At 61.8% G+C, this 22,098-nt stretch carries 26 protein-coding genes; 15 read left to right on the top strand and 11 right to left on the bottom strand.

Annotation, left to right across the window (positions count from 1 at the left end):
* Position 1: 1 nt before the first annotated feature.
* Both FZX09_RS08040 and purD read right to left on the bottom strand, forming a co-directional pair.
* Positions 2–2,068: an ATP-binding protein gene (locus FZX09_RS08040; protein ID WP_226401853.1), complete on the bottom strand. Its 2,067-nt coding sequence runs from the start codon at positions 2,066–2,068 to the stop codon at positions 2–4.
* Positions 2,065–3,372 carry a phosphoribosylamine--glycine ligase gene (purD, locus tag FZX09_RS08035; protein ID WP_226401852.1) on the bottom strand — a complete coding sequence of 436 codons (1,308 nt, stop codon included), beginning with the start codon at positions 3,370–3,372 and terminating at the stop codon, positions 2,065–2,067. The genes FZX09_RS08040 and purD overlap by 4 nt, the downstream gene beginning before the upstream one ends.
* 58 nt (positions 3,373–3,430) lie before the next feature.
* On the opposite strand from purD, the gene FZX09_RS08030 reads away from it, so the two are divergent.
* The 8 genes from FZX09_RS08030 to msrA are packed head-to-tail and all read left to right on the top strand — an operon-like array spanning position 3,431 to position 11,225.
* Complete coding sequence (locus FZX09_RS08030) at positions 3,431–4,339, top strand: hypothetical protein (RefSeq protein WP_226401851.1); 909 nt, start codon at positions 3,431–3,433, stop codon at positions 4,337–4,339.
* On the top strand, positions 4,336–5,088 hold the full coding sequence (purC, locus tag FZX09_RS08025; protein ID WP_226401850.1) for a phosphoribosylaminoimidazolesuccinocarboxamide synthase: 753 nt from the start codon (positions 4,336–4,338) through the stop codon (positions 5,086–5,088). The genes FZX09_RS08030 and purC overlap by 4 nt, the downstream gene beginning before the upstream one ends.
* 43 nt (positions 5,089–5,131) lie before the next feature.
* Complete coding sequence (locus tag FZX09_RS08020) at positions 5,132–7,315, top strand: outer membrane protein assembly factor (RefSeq protein ID WP_226401848.1); 2,184 nt, start codon at positions 5,132–5,134, stop codon at positions 7,313–7,315.
* Positions 7,315–8,142 (top strand): UDP-3-O-acyl-N-acetylglucosamine deacetylase, encoded by an 828-nt coding sequence (lpxC, locus tag FZX09_RS08015; RefSeq protein ID WP_226401846.1) that lies wholly within the window; start codon positions 7,315–7,317, stop codon positions 8,140–8,142. The genes FZX09_RS08020 and lpxC overlap by 1 nt, the downstream gene beginning before the upstream one ends.
* Positions 8,139–8,594: a 3-hydroxyacyl-ACP dehydratase FabZ gene (gene fabZ, locus FZX09_RS08010; RefSeq protein WP_226401844.1), complete on the top strand. Its 456-nt coding sequence runs from the start codon at positions 8,139–8,141 to the stop codon at positions 8,592–8,594. The genes lpxC and fabZ overlap by 4 nt, the downstream gene beginning before the upstream one ends.
* A 5-nt stretch (positions 8,595–8,599) precedes the next feature.
* Entirely contained in the window at positions 8,600–9,424 is an 825-nt protein-coding gene (gene lpxA / locus FZX09_RS08005) for an acyl-ACP--UDP-N-acetylglucosamine O-acyltransferase (RefSeq protein WP_226401842.1), read from the top strand.
* Complete coding sequence (lpxB, locus tag FZX09_RS08000) at positions 9,424–10,605, top strand: lipid-A-disaccharide synthase (protein WP_226401840.1); 1,182 nt, start codon at positions 9,424–9,426, stop codon at positions 10,603–10,605. The genes lpxA and lpxB overlap by 1 nt, the downstream gene beginning before the upstream one ends.
* Positions 10,602–11,225, top strand: coding sequence for a peptide-methionine (S)-S-oxide reductase MsrA (msrA, locus tag FZX09_RS07995; RefSeq protein WP_226401838.1), 624 nt, complete (start codon positions 10,602–10,604; stop codon positions 11,223–11,225). Before lpxB ends, msrA begins: the two co-directional genes overlap by 4 nt.
* Positions 11,226–11,753: 528 nt before the next feature.
* Here the strand turns inward: msrA and FZX09_RS07990 are convergent.
* Positions 11,754–11,906, bottom strand: coding sequence for a hypothetical protein (locus tag FZX09_RS07990; RefSeq protein ID WP_226401836.1), 153 nt, complete (start codon positions 11,904–11,906; stop codon positions 11,754–11,756).
* A 256-nt stretch (positions 11,907–12,162) separates the two neighbouring features.
* Here FZX09_RS07990 and FZX09_RS07985 point away from each other — a divergent pair, with 256 nt between their 5' ends.
* The 3 genes from FZX09_RS07985 to FZX09_RS07970 all read left to right on the top strand — a co-directional run bounded on the left by FZX09_RS07985 (position 12,163) and on the right by FZX09_RS07970 (position 13,830).
* Positions 12,163–12,426 carry a DUF3104 domain-containing protein gene (locus FZX09_RS07985; protein ID WP_226401834.1) on the top strand — a complete coding sequence of 88 codons (264 nt, stop codon included), beginning with the start codon at positions 12,163–12,165 and terminating at the stop codon, positions 12,424–12,426.
* Between the two features lie 452 nt (positions 12,427–12,878).
* The gene (locus tag FZX09_RS07975; protein WP_226401830.1) at positions 12,879–13,031 is read left to right on the top strand and encodes a hypothetical protein; all 153 of its coding nucleotides are present in this window, start codon (positions 12,879–12,881) and stop codon (positions 13,029–13,031) included.
* A 616-nt stretch (positions 13,032–13,647) separates the two neighbouring features.
* Positions 13,648–13,830 (top strand): hypothetical protein, encoded by a 183-nt coding sequence (locus FZX09_RS07970; RefSeq protein ID WP_115010059.1) that lies wholly within the window; start codon positions 13,648–13,650, stop codon positions 13,828–13,830.
* 16 nt (positions 13,831–13,846) lie between these two features.
* On the opposite strand, the gene FZX09_RS07965 is transcribed toward FZX09_RS07970, so the two are convergent.
* From FZX09_RS07965 to FZX09_RS12070, 6 genes are read right to left on the bottom strand one after another with little or no spacing between them, the layout of a single operon-like run.
* Positions 13,847–14,083 (bottom strand): hypothetical protein, encoded by a 237-nt coding sequence (locus FZX09_RS07965; RefSeq protein ID WP_226401828.1) that lies wholly within the window; start codon positions 14,081–14,083, stop codon positions 13,847–13,849.
* Positions 14,080–15,549 carry a leucyl aminopeptidase gene (locus tag FZX09_RS07960; RefSeq protein WP_226401826.1) on the bottom strand — a complete coding sequence of 490 codons (1,470 nt, stop codon included), beginning with the start codon at positions 15,547–15,549 and terminating at the stop codon, positions 14,080–14,082. The genes FZX09_RS07965 and FZX09_RS07960 overlap by 4 nt, the downstream gene beginning before the upstream one ends.
* Positions 15,550–15,602: 53 nt before the next feature.
* On the bottom strand, positions 15,603–16,175 hold the full coding sequence (locus tag FZX09_RS07955) for a GIY-YIG nuclease family protein (protein ID WP_226401824.1): 573 nt from the start codon (positions 16,173–16,175) through the stop codon (positions 15,603–15,605).
* Positions 16,175–16,744 carry a hypothetical protein gene (locus tag FZX09_RS07950; protein WP_226401822.1) on the bottom strand — a complete coding sequence of 190 codons (570 nt, stop codon included), beginning with the start codon at positions 16,742–16,744 and terminating at the stop codon, positions 16,175–16,177. Before FZX09_RS07950 ends, FZX09_RS07955 begins: the two co-directional genes overlap by 1 nt.
* A gap of 48 nt (positions 16,745–16,792) precedes the next feature.
* Complete coding sequence (locus FZX09_RS07945; protein ID WP_226401984.1) at positions 16,793–17,077, bottom strand: hypothetical protein; 285 nt, start codon at positions 17,075–17,077, stop codon at positions 16,793–16,795.
* On the bottom strand, positions 16,975–17,349 hold the full coding sequence (locus tag FZX09_RS12070) for a response regulator transcription factor (RefSeq protein ID WP_370624215.1): 375 nt from the start codon (positions 17,347–17,349) through the stop codon (positions 16,975–16,977). The genes FZX09_RS07945 and FZX09_RS12070 overlap by 103 nt, the downstream gene beginning before the upstream one ends.
* Before the next feature lie 61 nt (positions 17,350–17,410).
* Between FZX09_RS12070 and FZX09_RS12065 the strand changes: the two genes are divergently transcribed.
* From FZX09_RS12065 to pyrF, 4 genes are all read left to right on the top strand, one after another.
* The gene (locus FZX09_RS12065; protein WP_370624214.1) at positions 17,411–17,776 is read left to right on the top strand and encodes a hypothetical protein; all 366 of its coding nucleotides are present in this window, start codon (positions 17,411–17,413) and stop codon (positions 17,774–17,776) included.
* Between the two features lie 275 nt (positions 17,777–18,051).
* On the top strand, positions 18,052–18,381 hold the full coding sequence (locus tag FZX09_RS07935; protein ID WP_115131845.1) for a DUF1825 family protein: 330 nt from the start codon (positions 18,052–18,054) through the stop codon (positions 18,379–18,381).
* A 60-nt stretch (positions 18,382–18,441) separates the two neighbouring features.
* Positions 18,442–19,689 (top strand): tyrosine--tRNA ligase, encoded by a 1,248-nt coding sequence (gene tyrS, locus FZX09_RS07930; RefSeq protein WP_226401820.1) that lies wholly within the window; start codon positions 18,442–18,444, stop codon positions 19,687–19,689.
* Complete coding sequence (gene pyrF / locus FZX09_RS07925) at positions 19,689–20,444, top strand: orotidine-5'-phosphate decarboxylase (RefSeq protein ID WP_226401818.1); 756 nt, start codon at positions 19,689–19,691, stop codon at positions 20,442–20,444. The genes tyrS and pyrF overlap by 1 nt, the downstream gene beginning before the upstream one ends.
* Before the next feature lie 4 nt (positions 20,445–20,448).
* On the opposite strand, the gene plsY is transcribed toward pyrF, so the two are convergent.
* Entirely contained in the window at positions 20,449–21,066 is a 618-nt protein-coding gene (gene plsY / locus FZX09_RS07920; RefSeq protein ID WP_226401815.1) for a glycerol-3-phosphate 1-O-acyltransferase PlsY, read from the bottom strand.
* Positions 21,063–22,058, bottom strand: a complete 996-nt coding sequence (locus FZX09_RS07915; protein ID WP_226401813.1) for a DUF3086 domain-containing protein — start codon at positions 22,056–22,058, stop codon at positions 21,063–21,065. Before FZX09_RS07915 ends, plsY begins: the two co-directional genes overlap by 4 nt.
* Between the last annotated feature and the right edge of the window lie 40 nt (positions 22,059–22,098).

Here is a 22,098-nt window from a genome sequence, read left to right as displayed (position 1 = left end):
CCTAGAGCTCGACGGTCTCGGCGATGGCATTGCGGCTTCGTCGTTCCGCCTGCAGTTGCAGCTCATCCTTGTCGGCTTCTGCTAGCGGAAGCTCAAACCAGAAGGTGGTGCCGATCTCAGGCTCGCTCACCATTTGCACTAGAGCACCGTGCTTCTCGAGGATGCCCCTCACGATCGAGAGACCCAGTCCGGTGCCCACTTCCGTGTGAACGGCATTTTCCACTCGGAAGAAACGATCGAAGATTCGTTCCTGATCGGAGCTACTGATGCCGCAGCCCGTGTCTGCGATCTCCACCCTCAGCTTGGGCAGCGGTGAGGTCAGGGCGCAGGTGGGTCCGTCATTTCCAGTGATCGCTGTCCCCTCTACTGAACAGGTGTCGGGCCAGGGATAGGCCCGCAGCGCCAGGGGGCCACCGGGTCGGCTGAACTTGAGGGCATTGCCAATCAGGTTGTCGAGCACCTGGAGCAGAAGGTCCCAGTTGCCCAACACTTCAGGCAGATCCTCGGGAGCATCGAGAACCAGTTCCACCTGGCGATCCTCCGCATTCAGCCGGTAAGTGCGCAGGGTCTGCTCCATCGCTGGTCGCATGCTGATCGGTTCGAACTGCAGGGTTCGACCCGACTCCAGCCTGGAAAGATCCAGCACATCGTTCACCAGCCGGGTGAGCCGATCGGTTTCATCGTTGGCAACCCCAAGAAACTCTTTCTGCTCATCGGGGCTGAGCTGGTCGCCGAGGTCGTGCAGGGTTTCTACATAGCTCTTGATGTTGAACAGCGGTGTGCGCAGTTCATGGGAGACATTGCTGATGAAACGGCTCTGGGCTGCATTCAGCTCCACCTCGCGAGTGAGGTCCTGGATGGTGACGGCGATGCCTTTGAGGGTTTCACCACTGGCATCACGCACAGCCTGCAGAACAATGCGCAGGGTGCGGGCTGGTTCCCCCACGCTGCAGCGAAGGTCTTCACTATCTGAGCCGCCACCGAGCAGGGCATCGAGTGGGCTGTGCAGCTCGATCGCCAACAGTTCGGGCAGTTCCCCAACTAGCTCCTTGCTTTCCAGGCTGCGCCCTTCCCAGCGGAACAGGCGCCGCGCCGTTGGATTGGCCAGCACGATGCGGCCGTCGGCATCGAGCAGCATGGCGCCATCGGCCATAGTGGCGATCAACGATTGCTGCTTCACTTGCGCGGCCGTGAGCTCTTCGATGTTGGCTTCGTCATAGGCCTCGAGCTGGGAGGCCATGGCGTTGAAGCCGGTGAGCAATTCCCCCAGTTCTCCTCCCACCGGCAGGTCAACCCGGGCACCGAAGTTGCCGGAGGCGACGGAGCGCACCCCCCGCAGCAGTTCCTTCACCGGTCGGGTGATGGTGAGGGCATTGAACACCGCTCCCAGGATCACCAACACCCATATTGAGATGAACACCGCCACGGTCACCTCCCGGGTGAGGGCGGCACTGGCCAGGGCGGTTTCGTTCGGGTTCACCCCGAGGCCGAGAACGCCGTAGTAATGCCCCCCCCGGATCAGGGGGACGAACACATCGGTGACGGCACCCTGGGGCGTGAGATGTTGTCGCACCAGGGGGTTCTGGGGGCGTCGACGCAGCTCATCGGGCAGTTCCAACCGTCGGTTGAGACGGAGCTCGCCATCGCCACTGCTGGGGGTTGCGCTGATGGGTATTCCTAGGTAAACAACGCCTTCGGGATCGGCGAAAAAGATGTAGCGGACGCTGCGGCTGGAGCGCCAGAACTTTTCGGCGACGTTGGCCAGCTCACGGTCCTGGCCCTGCGCCACAAGCTCGGTGACGTTGCCGGCTAGTAGCAAGCCCAGATCCCTGGCGTAGCGGGTGTCGTTCATCACGGCATCGCGCTGAATCCCGTTCAGTGCGAAGAAGGTGATACCCGTCATCATCAAGCTCACCACAAGCGTGGCAATCGCCAGCAGCTTGGTCTGAAGAGTGAATTCCGCCCACCAGGCGGTGATGCGGTCCCAGAGGTTCTGGTCTTCCCCTGGCGGTTTGCCATTGGGGGGAAGTGCCCAATCAGCGATCGCTGCTCCGCTGCTGCTGCTCATCCTCCCGAGCGCACCTGATGGCCTATATCTCGACGGTAGGTGATTCCGGCGTAATCCAGCTGATTAAGGCCGTTGTAGGCCCCGGCAAAGGCTGCATCGAAGTCATCGCCCTGGGCGACGACGGCCAGCACCCGGCCCCCTGCGGTGAGCAGGTCGCCGGAGCTGTCGCGGCGGGTGCCGGCATGAAACAGCTGATGGTTTGGGCTGGGGGCAAGGGCGATGCGAATCGCATCGCCCTTGCGGGGAGCCTCCGGGTAGCCTTCTGCAGCCGCCACAACGCAGGCACTGCAGCATTCGGCAATGCTCAGTTGCGGGGCCAGATCGAGGCGGCCCAGAGCACAGGCCTGCAGCACGGCTCCAATCTCAGGGCCAAGTAGAGGCATCAACGTCTGGCATTCGGGATCCCCGAAACGACAGTTGAACTCGATCACCTGAGGGCCATTGGCCGTGATCATCAGGCCGGCATATATCACCCCACGGTAATCAATACCGCGTTGGCGCAGGGCCTTGAGGGTGGGCTCGAGCACGATGCGGCGTACCTCCTCCAGCCCCTCGGCATCCAGAAGTGGGGCGGGGGCATAGGCGCCCATACCTCCAGTGTTGGGACCGCGATCGCCGTCGTTTAGCCGTTTGTGGTCCTGCGCCGGTGGCAACAGCACCATCCGCTCCCCATCGCAGAGGGCGAAAACCGACACTTCAGGGCCCTCCATCCGCTCCTCTAGCACCAGCTGGGAGCCCGCAGCACCGAAACGCCCTTCAAAGGCTTCGCGGATGGCGGTTTCCGATTCCTCCACGTTGTTCGCCACCGTGACGCCCTTGCCGGCGGCCAATCCATCGGCTTTGACCACCAGAGGACGTTGGACCTCCTGCAACACCGCCAGCGCTTCGGCTTCACTGGTCACCGCCCAGTGGCCAGCAGTGGGGACCCCCGCCTCTTGCATCAGCTGCTTGGCCCAGGCTTTGCTCGCCTCTAACTGGGCACCCTCCGCTCCAGGGCCGAACACGGCGAAGCCCGCATCACGCAGGGCATCGGCGACGCCATCTGCGAGAGGAGCTTCCGGACCCACAACCACCAGGTCGACGGCGTTCTGCTGGCAAAGCGCAATCAACCCAGCGCTATCGGTTTCGCCCACCGCCAGGGTGCTGCCTTCAGCGCCACCGTTGCCAGGGGTGATCCAAACCGTGTCTAGGTCTGGACAACGGCCCAGGGCCCAGGCCAGGGCCTGTTCCCTGCCGCCGCCGCCGACGACGAGGGCACGTTGGAGCATGGGCAGCGTGTTGGGACGGGTGGACGAAATGGCCATGGTTGCGGGAGGAACGGTTTGGGCCTCGTAGGTTTTCCTTTGTAGAACGCAGCCCGCCATGGGGAACCCCCTTTTCCCCTTCGCCCTCACCCTTCTGGCTGTTGTCACGTCAGCCCCTGATCCCCAGGTGATGCGCGAGGAACCTTTTCAGACCGCGCTGGCCTCCATGGATGTGGCCGCAGAGGAGCAGGCCTGTCTCGCCCCCCGCATCGCCAACTCCGATGGCCGTCGCCAGGCCTTGCGTGATCGGCTTTTGGCGCTCCATCCTGTCATCGATTCGTTGGAGCTCGTGCTGGAGAACGCCGAAGCCCTGATGAGCTGCGGTGCCCCCGAAGCTGCGGCGGTGGTGCTCAACCGCTACAGCCCCCGGCCTGGCGATGAACGGAGAAAGTGGTTGTTGTTGCGCTGGCGGGCTGCCGCCGCTGCTCAGGATCATCACCAGGCGGCTTTGGCGCTGCGCCGTTTGGTGGATGGCAACCTGACAGCCCTGGACGCGGCTCTATTCCCTGATCAGTCGTTGCCGGATCAGGAAAATGGGCTGGATCAGTTGGCTTTTCATGAAGCGGCTTTGGGCCGCAACGCTGTGGCTGTGGAGGTGCAGCTGCTGGGGGACCTGAAGGGCCTGCAGGGGGCGAAACGACTGGCGCGCGCGGCGCAATGGCTCGATACGGATCAGTTCGAGCAGGCGGATCAACTGCTGGAAACCGCTTTGGATCAAGCGGCGGCAGCGGCGGCCTGGGGACTGGCCATGGACCTGCTCCATCAACAGCTCCAACTGCAGTTGGAGGCTGGGGGCGATGGCGAGCGGCCGCGGCAGCGGATGCTGCGGCTCGCCACCGTTCTGAATGACCGCTATGCGATTCAGCAACTGCATCCAGAGGCCGAGCCCGATCCGCTGCTGCGTTCACCTCGGGATCCCGGAGGCCATGCTGATGTAAGACCGTCAGCCGTTGCACCGTCGCCATGACGCCCGATCACGGAGAGCTGCTCTACGAAGGCAAGGCCAAGCGGGTTTTCGCCTCCACGGATCTAGACCGGGTGCTGGTGGAGTTCAAGAACGACGCCACCGCCTTCAATGCCCAGAAGAAAGCTCAGCTAGACGACAAAGGTCGGCTGAACTGCCAAATCTCAGCGCGGTTGTTCGAGCTGCTTGAGCGTGAGGGGGTGCCGACCCATTACTGCGGTCTTGCCGGGGAGACCTGGATGCTGGTGCGTCGGGTGGAGATCATTCCCCTGGAGGTGGTTCTCAGGAACACCGCCACCGGATCGCTGTGCCGTCAGACGCCGATCGCGGAGGGCACAGCCATCGAACCCGCCCTGTTGGATCTTTATTACAAGGACGATTCTCTTGGCGATCCGCTGCTGACTGAGGCGCGCGTGCAGCTGCTGGGGGTTGCGGACCAGGCGCGACTTTCAGCGATTGAACAACTGGCCCGCCGGGTGAATGCGGTGCTGCTGCCGTTCTTCGAGGGACTTGATCTGCAACTGGTGGATTTCAAGCTGGAGTTGGGGCTTGCATCGGATGGAACACTCCTGCTCGCCGATGAGATCAGCCCTGATACCTGCAGGTTCTGGGATCGCCGCAATAGCAACGTTGAGGACCGGATTTTGGACAAGGACCGCTTCCGCAAGGATCTCGGTGGTGTGATGGAGGCCTACGGGGAGGTCCTCAAACGGGTCCAAGGCAGCTGCCCCAATCCCAGCAACTGCCTGTAAGGTCAGCGCACGTTTTTGTGGCTTCGGCCCAGCCTGCGTCTAGATGACCCGCCGTTCGTCCCGCCGCTCTTCGGTTGCCGTTCGTCAAACGGTTCTGGGTCTGATGCTCGGGATCCCCCTTGCGGTTCCGCCAGGGATGGCTCAGGAGGCCACTCCTGCGAACCAATCCGTTGAGGCGGAAAAGTTCGTGGTACAAGACACCGTTGAGAAACAGCCTCGGGTGCTGATCTCCGAGGTGTTGATTGAGGGCATCGAGGGCCACCCGGAAGAACAACGTCTTCAGATTTCCACTTACGACGCCATGCAGGTTCTTCCGGGGATGCGTGTCACCCGCGAGGAGCTCCAGAACGATCTGAATGGCATTCAGGCCACGGGCTGGTTCTCTGATGTGCGGATTGTTCCTCAGAATGGACCGCTCGGGGTTCAAGTGGTTGTTCAAGTGGAACCCTTCCCTCCGCTGAGTGCTGTTGAAATCAGTGGCGACGATGGGGATCTCCTCTCGGATGAGGTGATTAAGGAGACGTTTGCCTCCGATTACGGCCGCACGCTCAACCTCAATGATCTGCAGCAGAGGATGAAGTCCTTGCAGTCCTCAGTGGCCGATCGGGGCTATTCCCTGGCTCGGGTGTCCGGTCCAGAACGGGTCAGCCCTGAGGGTGTGGTGACGCTAAAACTGCGCCAGGGCAATGTGTCTGGTGTTGAGGTCAAATTCCTCACCCAAGATGGTGATGACACCGATGAGAACGGCAATCCCATCCGAGGTAAGTCCAAGGAATGGGTGGTCACAAGAGAGGTTTCGATCCAACCCGGTGATCCTTTTAACCGCAACCAGCTGGAGCGGGACATTAAACGGTTGTACGGAACCCAGCTATTCAGTGATGTGAAGGTGACGTTGCGGCCAGTGCCCGAGCAGCCTGGCGATGTTGTGATTGTTCTTGGCATTATTGAGCAGTCCACTGGACAGCTCTCCGGCGGTCTTGGCTACAGCCAAAGCCAGGGTGTGTTTGGCCAGATGCAGCTGCAGGAAAGCAATCTTTTCGGTCGAGCCTGGAATCTGAGCACCAACATCACTTATGGCCAGTACGGCGGACTGGCCAACGTCAGTTTTACAGATCCTTGGATCTATGGCGACAAGCACCGCACCAGCTTTCGCACGTCGCTGTTCCTGAGTCAGCAAGTGCCTCAGGTGTTCCAGAGCGATGACAACGGCTACATCCGTACTGCGAAGGACTACGCCGACAACGGCTCCAACAAGGCCTATGAGACCGGCCGCAGCTATGGATTCACCGATGGAGATAAGGCTCCGGACGACGTCAACAAGGCCGACAGCGAGTACCCAAACCGCACTTGGTATGACTATGAGGGCGACACGGTGGTGCTGCGCAGGACCGGTGGCAGTTTCTCCTTCTCCCGCCCGTTAAACGGAGGCGATCCTTACAAGGACGACAAGTGGAATGTGCTGGCCGGCATGTCCTTTGCTGAGGTGCGGCCAGTCAACTTTGCAGGAAGTACTCGGCCTTACGGCGTCTCCACCAACAACCGTAAGGATGGAGTGGTCGACGGTGATGCCGTGATTTGCGTGGCGTACAACTGCGCCGACAGCAACACCCTTGTGGGACTTCGTGTTGCCACCACTTACAACAACTTCAACAACCCTCGTAATCCCACAAGCGGCAACTTCTTTACGGCTGGTACCGAGCAGTTCCTCGGCATTAACAATGACTCCCCCACCTTCAACCGGTTGCGGGCGAGTTACACCCAGTTCTTCCCCGTGGACTGGCTGAAGATCCACAAGGGTTGCCGTCCCAAATCCGGTGAGCAGGCCGATTGCCCCCAGGCCATCGGTGTGCAGTTCAAGGGGGGCGCGATAATGGGCGAAGCGCCCCCGTACGAGGCATTCTGCATGGGTGGATCCAACTCCATTCGGGGTTGGTACGACTGCGATCTTGCAGTGTCCAAGGCCTTTAGCGAACTCACGATCGAGTACCGCTTCCCGTTGATCAGCATCTTCTCCGGTGAGGTGTTCATGGATGCCGGTACTGATTTCGGCACCCAAAAAGATGTGCCGGGCCAGCCCGGCCTGCTGCTGGATAAGAGCGGCTCCGGTGTTTCCGTGGGCACCGGCGTGATTGTTACAACGCCAGTTGGACCGCTCCGCTTGGAAGTTGCCAGCAAAGATTTCGCATCTGATTGGCGCTTCAACCTGGGCGTGGGCTGGAAGTTCTAGTGACCAGCTGGCCTCAGGACTACTCTGCTGCCTGGACATTGGGGTCGGTGACATCACGCTCTGGAGTCGGCCTCCATAGCGGAGCTGAGTCCACGGTGGAGCTTCGGCCGACGGATCAGCCGGGGTTTCACATGCATTTGCCAGGGATGGAGCAGCCGATCCAGCTACGGCCGGATCAGGTGCGCGACAGCCCGTTGTGCACAACCTTGGATCTGGGCTCCAGCACGGTGGCCACTGTCGAACATCTGCTGGCGGCCCTGGCTGGTTGTGGGCTCAGCCATGTGGAGATCGGTCTCAGCGGCCATGAAGTTCCTTTGCTGGATGGTTCAGCCCTGTGCTGGGTAGAGGCCATCTCCGCAGCTGGTTTGGCTCCTGCAGCGACACCGAGGCCGGCTCCACCGCGGTTGGAAAAACCCCTGCTGCGCACCCGCGGCAACAGTGTGATCACCGCCACCCCGTCGGATCGCTTTGGTGTTGTGGGCATCATCGATTTTTCGCAGGCGGCCATCGGCCGTCAGCAGTTCGCCTTGGAGCTCACGCCCCAACGCTTCGTCGATGAGATCGCTCCGGCACGCACCTTTGGTTTCCGGGAGCAAGTGGAGCAGCTGCGTGCTGCCGGTTTAATCCAGGGCGGAGCCTTGGACAATGCCCTGGTCTGTGACGGTGATCAGTGGATGAATCCACCGCTGCGGTTCGAGGACGAACCGGTGCGCCATAAGCTCTTGGATCTAATCGGCGACCTGGCCCTCGTCGGTTTTCCCCAGGCACAAATTCTTGTGTACAAGGGATCCCATGGTCTTCACACCGATCTCGCAGCCGCTTTGTGACTGAATCCACCACCCCAGATGTCGTGCTCACCAGCGAACAGATCGCCGGCTTGCTCCCGCACCGTTACCCCTTCGCTTTGGTGGATCGGGTCATCGCCCATGAGCCCGGAGTTTCGGCCACGGCAATTAAGAACGTGACCATGAACGAGCCCCAGTTCCAGGGGCATTTCCCAGAGCGTCCACTGATGCCAGGGGTGCTGATTGTCGAGGCGATGGCACAGGTGGGTGGTCTGATCGTTACCCAGATGCCCGATCTGCCGAAGGGACTGTTCGTTTTTGCCGGTATTGACGGGGTACGCTTCCGGCGCCCTGTGGTTCCTGGAGATCAACTGGTGATCAGCTGTGAACTGCTCAGCCTCAAGCGCAAACGCTTCGGCAAGGTCAAGGCCGAGGCCACAGTGGACGGTGATTTGGTCTGTTCCGGGGACTTGATGTTCTCCCTGGTGGGCTGAGCGGGATGTCGCAGCAAAAGGCGTCACAGCAGATCCACCCCATGGCGGTGGTGGACCCAAAGGCCGAGCTAGCTGCCGGCGTGGTGATCGGCCCTGGTGCGGTGGTTGGCCCCGAGGTGGTGATCGGAGAGAACACTTGGATTGGTCCCCATGCCGTTTTGGACGGACGGCTGACTCTTGGTCGCGACAACAAGGTGTTCTCTGGTGCTTGCCTAGGTCTTGCGCCGCAGGATCTCAAGTACCGAGGTGCCAATACCGAGGTGTTAATTGGTGATGGAAACACGCTGCGGGAATGTGTGACGATCAACCGTGCCACCGAAGAGGGTGAGGTGACCCGCATCGGCAATGGCAACCTGCTTATGGCCTACTGCCACCTGGGCCACAACTCCGATTTGGGCGACAACATCGTCATGTCCAATGCCATTCAGGTGGCGGGCCACGTTGTGATCGAAGATCGTGCCGTGATTGGTGGTTGTCTGGGAATTCACCAGTTCGTTCACATCGGCGGGATGGCGATGGTGGGCGGCATGACCCGCGTCGACCGAGATGTTCCCCCCTACTGCCTGGTGGAAGGCCATCCTGGCCGGGTGCGGGGTCTGAACCGTGTAGGGCTGCGGCGCAGTGGCCTGTCTGTCAATCACGAAGGCGCTGAACTCAAGCAACTTCAGGAGGTCTGGACCCTGATGTATCGCTCTGAACTGGTGATTGCCGACGCGCTTCAGCGGGCCCGCAGCCAGCCGTTGCTGCCGGCGGCTGAACACTTTTGCCGGTTCCTTGAAGCCTCCACCAGTCAGGGCCGACGCGGGCCGATGCCGGTGCAGGGGCGCTGATGGTTCGGCTGCTGATCAGCACCGGTGAGGTCTCCGGTGATCTGCAGGGCAGCCTGTTGATTCGCGCCCTTCGGTTTGAGGCGGACCGACGGGGGCTTGAGCTTGAGGTGCTGGGCCTTGGTGGGCCGCGCATGGAGGCGGCGGGAGCGGTGTTGATCGCCGACACCGCTCCGATGGGGGTGATCGGCTTGTGGGAGGCCGTCCCGTTGATTCTTCCCACGCTGTGGCTGCAGGCCCGGGTCGATGGGCTGCTGAAGGACCGGCCCCTTGATGGGCTTGTGTTGATTGATTATGTCGGGGCCAATGTGCGTCTGGGCACACGGCTGCGGAGACAGCGGCCCGCGCTGCCGATCATCTACTACATCGCCCCCCAAGAGTGGGCCTGGCGCTTTGGCGATGGCAGCACCACCAGTCTTCTTGGGTTCACCGACAAGATCCTGGCGATCTTCCCGGCGGAGGCCGAGTTCTATGCCGCCCGCGGTGCGGATGTGAGCTGGGTGGGCCATCCTTTGTTGGACAGCTTCCAGAACCTGCCCGATCGCGCCAGCGCCCGCCGCCAACTGGGTCTGGACCCAAAGGCGCCGGTGCTGTTGCTGCTGCCGGCCTCGCGGCCCCAGGAGTTGCGCTATTTAATGCCACCGTTGGCCCAGGCGGCGGCCCTGTTGCAGCAAAGCCACCCTGATCTTCAGGTGCTTCTGCCCGCTGGGCTTGCTCAGTTCGAAGCGCACCTGGCTGTAGCGCTGGAGAAGGCCGGCGTGCGCCATGGCCGGGTGATTCCCGCCGCTGAAGCCGATGTGCTGAAGACCACCCTCTGTGCTGCGGCGGATCTCGCCTTGGGCAAATCCGGCACGGTGAATCTGGAACTGGCCCTGCAGGGGGTTCCTCAGGTGGTGGGGTACCGCGTGAGCCGACTGACGGCCTGGGTTGCCCGCCACGTGCTGCGCTTCCAGGTTGATCACATCTCCCCGGTGAATCTGTTGCTCAAGCAGCGGTTGGTGCCGGAGCTGCTGCAGGACGAACTCACTGCCGAAGCCCTGGTGGAGATGGCGATTCCTCTGTTGACTGCTACCCCTGAGCGCCACGCCATGCTGGAAGGGTATGAGCGGCTGCGTGCCACGCTGGGTGCTCCTGGGGTGACCGAGCGGGCTGCCAAGGCAATCTTTGATCAGGTGCTCGGATGAAACGAACACTGCTGCTGTTGTTCACCTGCCTGATGCTGCTCAGCTGGCCTCAACAGGCCATGGCTGAGTTGCAGACGGCGGTCTTTGCCGGTGGCTGTTTCTGGTGTCTGGAGCACGACCTGGAGGATCTGCCGGGGGTGCGTGATGCCGTGAGCGGCTACAGCGGCGGGCAGCTGGAGCGCCCCACGTACCGGCAGGTGAGTAGTGAAACCACCGGTCACCAGGAAGCGGTGCAGGTGCGTTTTAATCCGGATCAGATCAGCTACGCGGAGCTGCTGCGCAGCTACTGGCGCAATGTGGATCCACTGGATGGCGGCGGTCAGTTCTGTGACCGCGGCGATTCCTATCGGCCGGTTATTTTTACTGATGATGACGCTCAGGCTCAGGCCGCTGAGGCAAGTGCGGAGGCGGCGGCCATCGAGCTCGGACAACCACGGTCTGCTTTGAAGGTGGGTCTCAAGCCGTCGGCTCGCTTCTGGCCAGCCGAGAGCTACCACCAGAACTACGCGGAGAACAACGCCGTGAAATACAACTTTTATCGGTTCAGCTGCGGTCGTGACCGCAGGCTCGACAGTGTCTGGGGCGACAACGCTCGTTCCGGTAACGCCTGGGGGAATTAGAGTTCAGTTCCTGTTGCCTTAAGGCCTCAGCCCTCCTACGCAATAGCCGAGCAACAGGCCAACAGCTCCTCCGATGGAACCAGCTGTCAGTTGCATGCGTTGAGTCGAGCTAAGCCGGTCTGCGAATACCAGTACTGCTGAGACAACGAACAGCAACAGCACTGTGACCAGCAAGGCATCCAGCTATGTGTTGCCTGACGTTCCATTCTGTCCACCACCTCGTTTCACAGGTGGTTTCCCTCCGGACGGGGCGTTCGCATCGAGTTCACGCTCAATGCGGTTGAGTTTCTGTGCTGCATTGGATCGATCCATGCCTCGAGGATTTCAGCCTCAATCCTCTGCAGAGCGCCCCCGGATGCGCGAACGGTCGCTCAGCTAGATGATCATTCGCGTGATCGCCCATGCGAGGGCGACACCCAACAGGATCGAGAGCAGTGACTCCACGGCACAGCACTTGAGCAAACCGGTAAGTGCCGGATGCCCCTCAATATGTCGATGTGATCAAGGAATGCCTGGGAACTGTTGCGATCAGTCGCTTTCTTTGGCGTCCTTGTTCTTGTCTTTTGCTGGCTGTGTTGTGGCCTGAGGCTTGGATGCTGTCTTGCAAGCCAAAGAGGCTTCCAGGCGCTGCAGCTGCGCTTCCCGCAGTGCATCTGAAATGCTGAGAGTGCGGTCAGTCATAGGTGGCGTTCTCGACAGCGGCAGCCTCATGGCCTGGTGCCATCCAAAGGGGGCCTGCAGATCTGAGGACCGCCGAAACCTAGACGCCCATGGATCCACGTCCAGGGAGCAAAAGTGCTTACGTCAGTGTCTGGCAACACACCCGCACCCAAAAGCCAGTGCGATCCACGGGTTGCCAAGCCTGGACCGCCATGGCTATGAGTACAGAAGTGCTAGTTCATGGTCGGCGTATGTCGGTTGATCACAGCAGCCCGCGGTGAAGGCGGAAGCTCCATTCCTCCATGTCCGCCCAGGGCACTTTGTGATCGTTGGTGGAGACCAGCTCGACCAAGGGGATTGGTGGATGGGGCAGGTGATCTTCTGTGAGGGGAGCGCGCGTCACCCCAGGCTTCCGTCTCTCTTTCAGGTGGCTGATGTGGATACGGGTGTCATCACGTGGATCAATGCCGATGCTATTTCTGACGTGATCTGGTCGATGGATGGATGGCCGGCCAGTGCGCTCGTCCGTGAGGAGTGCTGATTAAGGGGCGGTGTGTGCCCGCGTCGACAACGCGTGGGTGAAGGTTGTCCCGTAAAGGCGGTTCAGCATTGCTATAGAACGTCCCCCCCCCCCCCTTTTTTTTTCGAGGGGGGGCGCAGACGCTCCAAGCCACGGAACGGGGACTTGGATTTCTTCGAGGAACTTCCAAGGACGGCACTTCTTTATCGAGGTGGTGCCTACGCAGCGGCGGCATCAGCACCCAAGGCCAGCGTTGAGCTGACCTACCGACGCGAGCACAACAACACCTGCCGGGAGGTGGTCGCGCGCGACGTGCACCCCACCCTTACCTATCGAAGCGTCTCTTACACCAAGAAGGCCGAGGCTTCTTTCAGGCCTTGCCCCTGCCATTGGCGGGGGCCGCTTGCTGGATGGCTGACCACGATCCAAGCGGGATTTCGTCATTGTGTGAGAGATAGATTCAAAGCCCTCCAGTGGGAACGGACCTCGTCGCCATCGTGATCTCCTCGGTGTTTCTTGGGGTGGGATTCGTGATTGCCAAGTTCTTCCCGGAAGCCGCGTTGTTGGCGGCGGTGTTCTTAGTGGGGCTGGCGATTCTCAATATCGCCCTTGTCCTTGTGGCCTGATGTCCAAAAAAAGGGTGTTCCCTAGGCACCCCTGCGTTCGACGCGTTGCCCCTTCACCGAAAGAAGCCCCCGAGTGAGGGCCTTGGCTTCCATGGCTGGTCGTCGCCACCACGACAAAACGGTTCTGGTGTGAGGGACCCAAGAAAAAGGAGTCGTCCTCTGCGGACGCTTCCGTCGCGTTGACAAGGGTCGCACTATGAACATGTTCATAGTGAACTTTCTCCATGCCAAATGTCCGCGAGATGGTCAACACCCATCTGCCTCTCACGCTCAAGTTAATCAACAGCGCCGCTCTTGTCGCGATCGCGCTCTCGACCCTCTGCGCAGCGGGTTCTCTGCGCGAGATGTCAGGCAGGTCAGCTGCTCCAGCGGCTGTGACTAACGTCAATTGAGCTCGATACCCCTGGAGCGATACGAGGTCTCGCTCCAGGGGGTCGATCCGGCCGTTATTTGATCAAATCCGGTCGAATTCCTTAAGAAATTAACACTCAACCTGTTGAAAAGATTAAGCGCGGCAACCTGAGTGATTCAGCAAGTTCTCAGTGAACAGACGGGTTTCCAGCCATCGACCAAAATTTAAGCCACGCTTAGGATCAAGGGGTGAGAGGAGGGTTGTATGTATTTGCTGACCATTAAGGATGGTCTTGGCACCCGTCATATCGGTCCCTACGCGTCGCCGAAGCATGCGTCGGATGATCTCGATCGGGTTTTGGAAACTTGCTCCGAGCGAGCAAGGTGGCAGATCCATGCGCTTGAAACACCCGACCGTTCCCTTGAGCTGCAAGCGGTTGCATCCTGAATTGGGCGCGTCCCGATTAGCCCTGACGTCGCCCCGGAAAACCTCGGGTCAGCCCGCTGTCGACCATCAAGCCGATTCCGGCGTTGATGCAGATCAGGCTGAGAGTTCCGTACCAGAACCAGGGGCCTCCATCCTTGCCCAGCATCTGAACCACCTTGCGGCTCACCGCTTCGCCGAATAGGCAGAGCCCTACTGGGAGCAGAAGCACCCCCAATTGGGCCTTGATGTACCAGCGCACAGGGGAGCGGCTCATGACTGGGCCAGCACCCAGTTCACCAGGGTGCGCACCCCGTAGCCGGTGGCACCAGCGGGATTGACCCCTTTGCCCTTGTCGCTCCAGACCGGTCCGGCGATGTCGATGTGGGCCCAAGCGGTGTCTTTGGCTACGAACTCCTTGAGGAACAGGGCGGCTGTGATCGAACCGCCTGGCCGCGGTCCGGTGTTCTTCATGTCGGCCAGCAACGACTTCAATCCATCCCTGTAGGACTGCCGCAGTGGCATGCGCCAGAGGCCTTCACCACCTGTCTGAGCAGCGGCATCGAGGGCATCCGCCAGGTCGTCATTGTTTGACCAAAGCCCGGCTATTTCATCACCCAGGGCAATGACGCAGGCTCCGGTGAGGGTGGCCAGATCCACCACGGCATCAGGCTTCTGCTCGCAGGCGTAGAGCAGCGCATCGGCGAGGGTGAGGCGGCCTTCGGCGTCGGTGTTGTTGATCTCGATCGTCATTCCGTTGGCGGCCGTGACGATGTCACCGGGGTGGACAGCGGAGCCGTTCACCATGTTTTCGCAGGAGGCCACCACCATGTGCACCTCAACGCCGGCTGGCTTGAGTTCAGCGATGCTGCGCATGGCACCGAGCACAGCGGCACTGCCGCCCATGTCGAACTTCATCATGTCAATCTGGGCAGCCCCTACCTTGAGGTTGTAACCGCCGGAATCGAAGGTGAGGCCTTTGCCCACCAGGGCAACGCGCCGTTTCACTTCGCCCTCGGGGCGATAGATCAGGTGGATGAACTTGGGGGGAAGATCGGAGCCCTGGCTTACGGCCAGGAAGGCGCCCATACCCTTGGCTTCACAGTCGCTGCGCTCGAGCACCTTGAGCTCAAGGCCGTGATCTCGGGCCATGCCAGCGGCCGTGTCTGCGAGGGCTGCTGGGGTGATCACGTTCGGGGGGGCAGCCACCAGCTCCCGGGCCAGTTCCACACCGGCGCAGGTGGCATTGACCGCAGTGAAGCCGCTGGCGGCGGCGGGATCGAGGTCGATCAGCTCCAACACATCTGGGATCCGGCGCGGGTCTGGCTCCTTGCAGAAGCGCTGGTCTTTGTAGAGGCAGAGCCGCACCGCTTCAGCGCAAATGCGGGCGGCTTCTGTTGCATCGGTTCCTGTCCAGGGCAAGTGCAGGCCGAGGTTGCCCTCACAGCCGATGGCGGCCTTGGCAGCCCGGGCGGCGGCGCCGCGCAGGCGGTCGGCATCGATTCCATCGCTCTCGCCCAGGCCCAGCACCACCAGGCGCTGCGGGCCCCCACCCAGGGGCGTGATCACCAGCTGGTCCCCGAGCTTGCCTTTGAACTCCTGCTGCTTGAGAGCATGGGTGATGCCGGCAAAGCGTTGTTCCAGGGCTGTTGCCATGGCATCAACATCGCCCTGGGCCAGCCCCACCGCCAGCACATCGCCGTTCCACGCGTGCAGGCCGGTGGAGGACAGGGAGAAGCGCATGGGTGGACGCATCACAAAGGATGAGAGTAGCGATCCCGCGTGCTGGCTTCGGCTTAGAGCTCTGCGGTGAAGGGGGTGGCCCAGCGTTGGCGGGTTTCCTTGTTAAATGGCGGCCACCAGCGTTGGATCAGCTGTTGTTCTAAGGCTCGCCGGGCCCGGGTGGCCCGGGGCACATCGCAGCTGAAGCGGATGCTCAGCTGAGCGCTGAGCTCACAGCGCTGCAGGGCTTCGCTGTAGGCGGCTAGGTAGGCCTTGCAGTCGTGATCGCCTTTCCAGCGGCGCTCGGCGGCAAGGGTTTCGCCCACATAAAGCAGAAGCGGGTGCTCCAGCTGGGTTGGCCTGTCCATCACCAGGTAGATCGCTGCTCCGCGATGGGAGGGTTCCGGCCAGCGCCAGAAACTCATCGTCAGGGGTGTCAGGGCCAGCGGATCGATGGCCGCAGCAGCGTCATCGGGGTCGGAACCGAATAGATCCCCTTGGGTTGCTTCGGCGCTCTTCCCGCGGAATAGCGGCGCCTGATGGGCATGCAGACGCTCCTGCCAGGCGAGCAGCTGCTCCCGTTGCAGGGGCAGGTCAGGCCCGTTGCTGAAGGCCAGTGTGCCGGTGGAGAACAGATCCCCCTGCATCAGTGCAGCGGCAGGCTGGGCCCGGCGCGTCGGCTTCCGAAACTTACCCGGCCGATCAGGGCTTCAACGCTGCTGGCGGGTAGGCAGAGTCGCTCTTGCAGATCAGCCAGGTTCTTGAAACCGGCCCGTCGGCGCTCCCGCATCAGGTTGGCCAGTCGTTGTTCCGGCCAGCCGAGCAGAGTCAGCTGATCGGCGCTGGCGTTGTTGATGTCGAGGGGAGCAGCCTGGGGCTGCTGTGGAGCATCACCGTGCCACTGGAAGAGGAGATGGGGTGTCCAGAGCTTGCTCAGATCGCTCGGCAGCTCTAGCAGTCGGAACAGATCATCGGCGCAGGCGAATTGCACACCCCCCTGTTGCAGCCGCACCATCAGATCGGCTGTGTCCTGACTGCAGCCCGGCAGTTGCAACCACTGATCGCGGCTGGCGCGATTCACATCCATCACCCAGGAGGGAGGCTCGGGGGTGATCGGTAATGGCAGAGCTTGTGGTGGACGGGCTGTCGCCGGCAGCTGCCCAGTGGCCTGAAGCACCCGCCTGGCTAGGGGATCTAACCAGTGGCTGCGGGGCATGCGGCTCAGCAGAGATGGGCCGACATTAACGAGGGTGCTGGGGCTTCGTCAGCGCAGCTTTCGCACGAGATCCTTGCAACCCCCCTGTTCGTCGATGTAACTGAGCATTAGATCGTCGTAGCCGGAAGCGGTTTTCACCTCGTCCCGGTTAGTGTCAACAACCTTCTTGCTGAGCAAGAAGAGGTTGGAGATTTCTTGTGCCTGGGCGGATTTCATCAGTTCGGTTTCGATCAGGCAGCGGGCATTGGTTTCTGCGGTTGAAACCCAAGCTGTGGTGCGCTTGCTGGCGGCGTAACCTGCCTGTTGAACGAGGCTGCTGACGCTGAGAACCACCAGTGCTGCGGTGGCGGCGCGTTGGACAATGACGTCAGGATCCTTGGACTGGCCTCAGAATGGACCTTCAGGGTGAGGGGGGTCCAGCGGGGAATCGGCAGCGGTGGATCCACCAGGTTGCGCTGAAATGCGATCAGCACAGCCTGGTTGCGGCTTTTGGCATTGAGTTTGCGCAGCGGTGCTGTGACGCATTGTTTGGTGGTTTCGATAGAGAGGTGCAGCTGATCGGCAATCTCCTGATTGCTGAGGCCCTTGCAAAGACCGCGCAGCACCTCTTCCCCGCAGGCTCAGCACGTCGCTGAGGGGATGGTCGATTTTTCCTGAACCGCGGTCGTGGTTCGCCACCCCGGCAATCACCCTTTCCATGTGGCTGCCATCGCTCTCCATGGCGCGCAGAACGCTGAGCAGGCCGCCTTTGCCGATCCGCTCATGGCTGCAGAGCCCCTCGCATTGCGCCTTGGCTGCGGCGTGAATTGTGCTCAGCAACGGGCGCTGAATCAACATCAGGCAGCGCGGGGAGGGCTGGCGTGCCTTGGCGGCTGCTACCAGAGAGGGGCCCTGAGCGCGCTCGAGCTGGTCGCTGCAGATCAGCAGATCAGCGGCCGTGCTGCTGAGGCAGGCGAGGGTTTCCGCTTCGGTGCTTGCGGCCCCCACGAGGGAGCCGATGCCAGCGAGGTTGTGAACCAGGCCGCTGATTAAGAGGCGATCAGCGGTGGCGACCACGATGCGACGCCCCTTCAACAAGGGCCGGTGGCGTTGAGGAAGCTCACGCATCGCGGCCAGCTGAGGGGTGAAGTCCACATCCTGTAGGCAGCCCGAATCTCACCATGAATCGGATGCCGCCAGAGGGCGGTGATGTTCAGCAAGACCGTACAAAAGGCTTCAGTGCAGGCCAATGCAAGGTGCGGCGATCACCCCCGTTGCCAGTTGCGAATTCTTGGCAAACTTTGCCAAAGCAGTGATTAACGCCGACGATGGCTTTCTTCGATTCCGACATTGTTCAGGACGAAGCCAAGCGCCTGTTCAGCGACTACCAGCAGCTGATGCAGCTGGGCAGTGAGTACGGAAAGTTCGATCGAGAGGGAAAGAAGAAATTCATCGAGACGATGGAGGAGCTGATGGGCCGCTACCGAGTGTTCATGAAGCGCTTCGAGCTCTCGGAGGATTTCCAGGCAAAGCTCACCGTGGAGCAGCTGCGCACCCAGCTCAGTCAGTTCGGCATTACCCCCGAGCAGATGTTCGAGCAGATGAACTCCACACTCGAGCGGATGAAGGCCCAGATCGAGCAGCCCCCCTCCAGCTGAAACAGCCCGAGCTGAACCAGCACTCGTACGATCGCCTGAGCCCGCTTGTTGCGTCTCCCCATGCCGGACTCCACCCCGTCTTTGCCTGATTGGCTGTCCCGGGGCATGGCCGACCTGTTCCCGGCCGGAGAACCCAGTGATGCGGATCAGGCCTTGGCGGCCCGGTTGGCCCACGCCGAAAAGGAAGGGCGTCCGCTGCGGGTGAAGCTGGGCATCGACCCCACTGGCAGCAACATTCATTTGGGTCACAGCATCCTGTTCCGCAAGTTGCGGGCCTTCCAGGACGCGGGCCACACGGCGGTGCTGATCATCGGTGACTTCACCGCCCGGATCGGGGATCCCACCGGCAAGAGCGCCACGCGGGTGCCGCTCAGCAAAGAGCAGGTGGCCGCCAACGCCTCCACCTACCTGCGCCAGTTGGGGCAGGACCAGCCCAAGAAAACCGCGCTGCTCGATTTCGAGACCCCTGGCCGGTTGGAGGTGCGTTACAACTCCGAGTGGTTGGAGGGCATGGACCTGCCGGCAGTGATCGGCCTGCTCGGCAACGGCACTGTGGGCCAGATGCTGGCCAAGGATGACTTCTCCAAGCGCTACGGCAGCGGCACTCCGATTGCCCTGCACGAATTTCTTTATCCGCTGCTGCAGGGCTACGACTCGGTGGCGGTGAACGCTGATGTAGAGCTGGGCGGCACCGACCAGAAATTCAACGTGGCCATGGGCCGCGATCTGCAGCGCCACTTCAACAAGGGCACCCAGTTCGGCCTACTGCTGCCGATCCTGGTGGGTCTCGACGGGGTGCAGAAGATGAGCAAGAGCCTCGGTAACGTGGTGGGCTTGGAGGAAGATCCGCTCTCGATGTACTCCAAGCTGGAGAAGGTTGGCGATGGGGCGATCGATGACTACGTCATGTTGTTGACCGACCTAGATCTCGCTTCGTTGCCGGAGAACCCGCGCGAGAAGCAGAAGGTGATGGCCCTGGTGGTGACCGCCAGCCGCCATGGACTGGCAGCGGCGCAAAAGGCCCAGAGGGATGCCGCTACCCTGGTGGGAGGAAGCGGTGATGCCGCCGCGGATGTGCCCGAGGCCTCCCTGGCAGAGGTGAACTTTCCGGCCAAGGCCTTTTATCTGTTCAGTGCTGTGGGGATCTGCGCCAGCAGCAGTGAGGCTCGCCGCCAAATCAAAGGTGGTGCTGCGCGCCTGGAGGGGGAGAAGATCATTGACCCCAACCGGGAGTTCGCCTCAGCGGCGGAACTGGAGGGCAAGGTGCTGCAGCTGGGCAAGAAGACCTTCCGGAGGCTTGTTGCTTGATGGAGAACCTGCATCCTGCCGATCGGATCATCGTGGCGCTCGATGGCATGGTGCAAGAGCAAGCGCTGCGCTTTACGAACCAAGTGGAGGGGCTCCGCTGGGTGAAGGTAGGCCTGGAGCTGTTCGTGCAGGCAGGGCCTGAGGTAGTGGGTCAATTGCGCGCGCAGGGGCTGCGGGTGTTTCTCGACCTTAAATTTCACGATATCCCCGCCACCATGGCAGGCGCCTGCCAGCGGGCAGCGGCGCTGGGGGCCGAACTGATCACGGTGCATGCCTGCGCCGGCAGCGAAGCACTCAAGGCAGCCGAGGCCGCGGCGGTGGACGGTGCCCAACGTGCTGGTCAACCCACCCCCACCCTGTTGGCGGTGACGGTGCTTACCAGCTGGGAGGAGCATCAATTGCAACGGGAACTCGCCATCACCCAGGCCATCGCCGGACGGGTGCGGGCGTTGGCGCAGTTGTCGGCGACCGCTGGCATCGGTGGTTGCGTCTGCTCACCTTTGGAGGCTGCTGCATTGCGGGCGCAGCACCCAGAACCGTTCGCCTTAGTGACACCAGGCATTCGCCCCAAAGGTGCTGCGGTGGGTGATCAGGCCCGGGTGATGGGGCCCGCCGAGGCCATTACAGCGGGCGCCAGCCAGCTTGTGATCGGCCGGCCGATCACCAAAGCCGCAGACCCAAGCGCTGCTTTTGCACTGTGTTGCAAGGAGCTTCAGTCGACGCGCCTCATTGGGTTGGGTGACGCTGTTGCTTAAGGGCTTAGCTCAGGCCCTTGGTCTTCTCTCCGATCTTGGGTTCAGTGCCTGCCAGCAGCCGTTCGATGTTGCTGCGATGGCGCCAAAGAACCATCAAGCTCGCCATCAACGACACCACCACATAGGCGCTACTGCCGCCTGAGAGCAGCATCAATAGCGGCAATCCGATGGCGGCCACCACGCTGGACAGCGACACGATCCGGAAGATTGAGATCACCGCCATGAACAGGCCAAAGCAGGCCAGCCCCACCGGCCAGGCCAGGCCTAGAAACATGCCCAGGCCGGTGGCTACCGCCTTGCCGCCCTTCCAGTTCAGCCACACCGGCCAGATGTGGCCAGCCAGCGCCGACCATCCCGCCAGCACCTGCAGCCAGTCGTTCAAGCCAACGCTCTTCGCTAGCAGCACCGCCAGGGCGCCTTTGCCCACATCAATTAGGAAAACCACCAGGGCTGGGCCCTTGCCCACGTTGCGCAGCACGTTGGTGGCGCCGGTGCTGCCGGAGCCGCAGTCCCGTAGGTCGATGCCCTTGAGCAGGCGACCTGCGAGGTATCCGCTGGGTATGGCTCCCAGCAGGTAGCCGATGGCCAGGAGCAGCAGTGAGGTGAAGGTTGTTTGGATCACAGCAGGTCGTCGTCGTCGAGGCGTTCACCTGGTCCGGCTGCGAAGGCCAGCCAGAGGGGGAACTGAAGCACAGGAATGGAGATGCTGCGCTCGGCCGCATCGATCAGGATCAACGGCACCTCGCCCCGCTCCTCCAGCCGGTCGGCTCGCTCTACCAGGGCTTCTGGTCGCTCGAACAGCACGATGCCGCTGCTGGGGCCGAAGTCTTCCCGGCCTAGGCCGAGAGCATCCTGGAGCCCGCGCCGCCATTCGCCGAGCCGTTCAGGGCCGCCGGCCAGCACCAGGCACTGGAATTGATCGCCGTAGAGCTCGCCGATCACCGCGATCAGGGCTGCACTCACCAGAATGTTGCGTGGCCGGGTGCTGCGGCTGGGTTGGGCGCCGCGTCCGCCTTGATTGAAGAACCAGTCCTCCAGCAGGGCCATATCGCGCGCATCGATGCTGCGCCTCAGATTCCAGGGGTCGGCGTAGACGTCGGGCTGCTTGAGGAAGCGCTCCAGTGTCTGGCGGATCAGCTCTTCGTCGGGACGGAAGGTGTCGGCCACCACTGGCGGCGGAGTGATCTCACCGGGCTTCTCCGGCGCAGCTGTGTTGTCTGCAGCTTGATCAAGGGGGGAGGGCCGCACCACCATCGGCTGCACCACCAGCTCCAGGTTTTCCACGCTCTGCACCAGGTCCTGTAGGGCGCCGCCTAGGTACTCCTGAAAGCCCTTTACGCGGCGGGCGATGGCGTCGGACTGGCCGGCGAAGTTGGCCTTGAGTTCGGACTCGAGTTGCTCTTTGCGGGAGGTCAGCGCGGTGATCTCCGCCTGCAGTGCATCACGGCGGTCTTGCAGATCCTTGAGGGCTAGCTCCAGCACGGGGTTGGCTTCTGCTAAAGCAGATTCGGTGATGGTTTGGCCGTTGGATTCTGCTGGGGCCTGCTTCGGTTCAGGCGCCTGGGGGGTCGGGTCGGTGTCGTCGGGCATTGCGTCAGCTGCCGTGCTCTCCATCCCTCCATTCCAGCCGACCAGACCGCAGAAAAACAGGTGG

Origin of the sequence: Synechococcus sp. MU1643 (genome assembly GCF_020514095.1) — a bacterium.
GTDB lineage: Bacteria > Cyanobacteriota > Cyanobacteriia > PCC-6307 > Cyanobiaceae > Parasynechococcus.
The sequence above is the reverse complement of the archived record's forward strand: the minus strand, read 5'-3'. Positions and strand labels throughout refer to the sequence as shown.

Bases quoted from the DNA above. Each gene is read 5' to 3' on its own strand.
- lpxA (WP_226401842.1), top strand. From the start codon at position 8,600: ATGTCGCAGCAAAAGGCGTCACAGCAGATCCACCCCATGGCGGTGGTG.
- FZX09_RS07955 (WP_226401824.1), bottom strand. From the start codon at position 16,175: ATGCAGGGGGATCTGTTCTCCACCGGCACACTGGCCTTCAGCAACGGG.
- msrA (WP_226401838.1), top strand. From the start codon at position 10,602: ATGAAACGAACACTGCTGCTGTTGTTCACCTGCCTGATGCTGCTCAGC.
- FZX09_RS08030 (WP_226401851.1), top strand. From the start codon at position 3,431: ATGGGGAACCCCCTTTTCCCCTTCGCCCTCACCCTTCTGGCTGTTGTC.
- FZX09_RS07970 (WP_115010059.1), top strand. From the start codon at position 13,648: ATGTATTTGCTGACCATTAAGGATGGTCTTGGCACCCGTCATATCGGT.
- FZX09_RS07935 (WP_115131845.1), top strand. From the start codon at position 18,052: ATGGCTTTCTTCGATTCCGACATTGTTCAGGACGAAGCCAAGCGCCTG.
- tyrS (WP_226401820.1), top strand. From the start codon at position 18,442: ATGCCGGACTCCACCCCGTCTTTGCCTGATTGGCTGTCCCGGGGCATG.
- pyrF (WP_226401818.1), top strand. From the start codon at position 19,689: ATGGAGAACCTGCATCCTGCCGATCGGATCATCGTGGCGCTCGATGGC.
- FZX09_RS08020 (WP_226401848.1), top strand. From the start codon at position 5,132: ATGACCCGCCGTTCGTCCCGCCGCTCTTCGGTTGCCGTTCGTCAAACG.
- FZX09_RS07990 (WP_226401836.1), bottom strand. From the start codon at position 11,906: ATGACTGACCGCACTCTCAGCATTTCAGATGCACTGCGGGAAGCGCAG.
- FZX09_RS07965 (WP_226401828.1), bottom strand. From the start codon at position 14,083: ATGAGCCGCTCCCCTGTGCGCTGGTACATCAAGGCCCAATTGGGGGTG.
- FZX09_RS07915 (WP_226401813.1), bottom strand. From the start codon at position 22,058: ATGGAGAGCACGGCAGCTGACGCAATGCCCGACGACACCGACCCGACC.
- FZX09_RS07950 (WP_226401822.1), bottom strand. From the start codon at position 16,744: ATGCCCCGCAGCCACTGGTTAGATCCCCTAGCCAGGCGGGTGCTTCAG.
- purC (WP_226401850.1), top strand. From the start codon at position 4,336: ATGACGCCCGATCACGGAGAGCTGCTCTACGAAGGCAAGGCCAAGCGG.
- purD (WP_226401852.1), bottom strand. From the start codon at position 3,372: ATGGCCATTTCGTCCACCCGTCCCAACACGCTGCCCATGCTCCAACGT.
- FZX09_RS07960 (WP_226401826.1), bottom strand. From the start codon at position 15,549: ATGCGCTTCTCCCTGTCCTCCACCGGCCTGCACGCGTGGAACGGCGAT.
- FZX09_RS08040 (WP_226401853.1), bottom strand. From the start codon at position 2,068: ATGAGCAGCAGCAGCGGAGCAGCGATCGCTGATTGGGCACTTCCCCCC.
- lpxB (WP_226401840.1), top strand. From the start codon at position 9,424: ATGGTTCGGCTGCTGATCAGCACCGGTGAGGTCTCCGGTGATCTGCAG.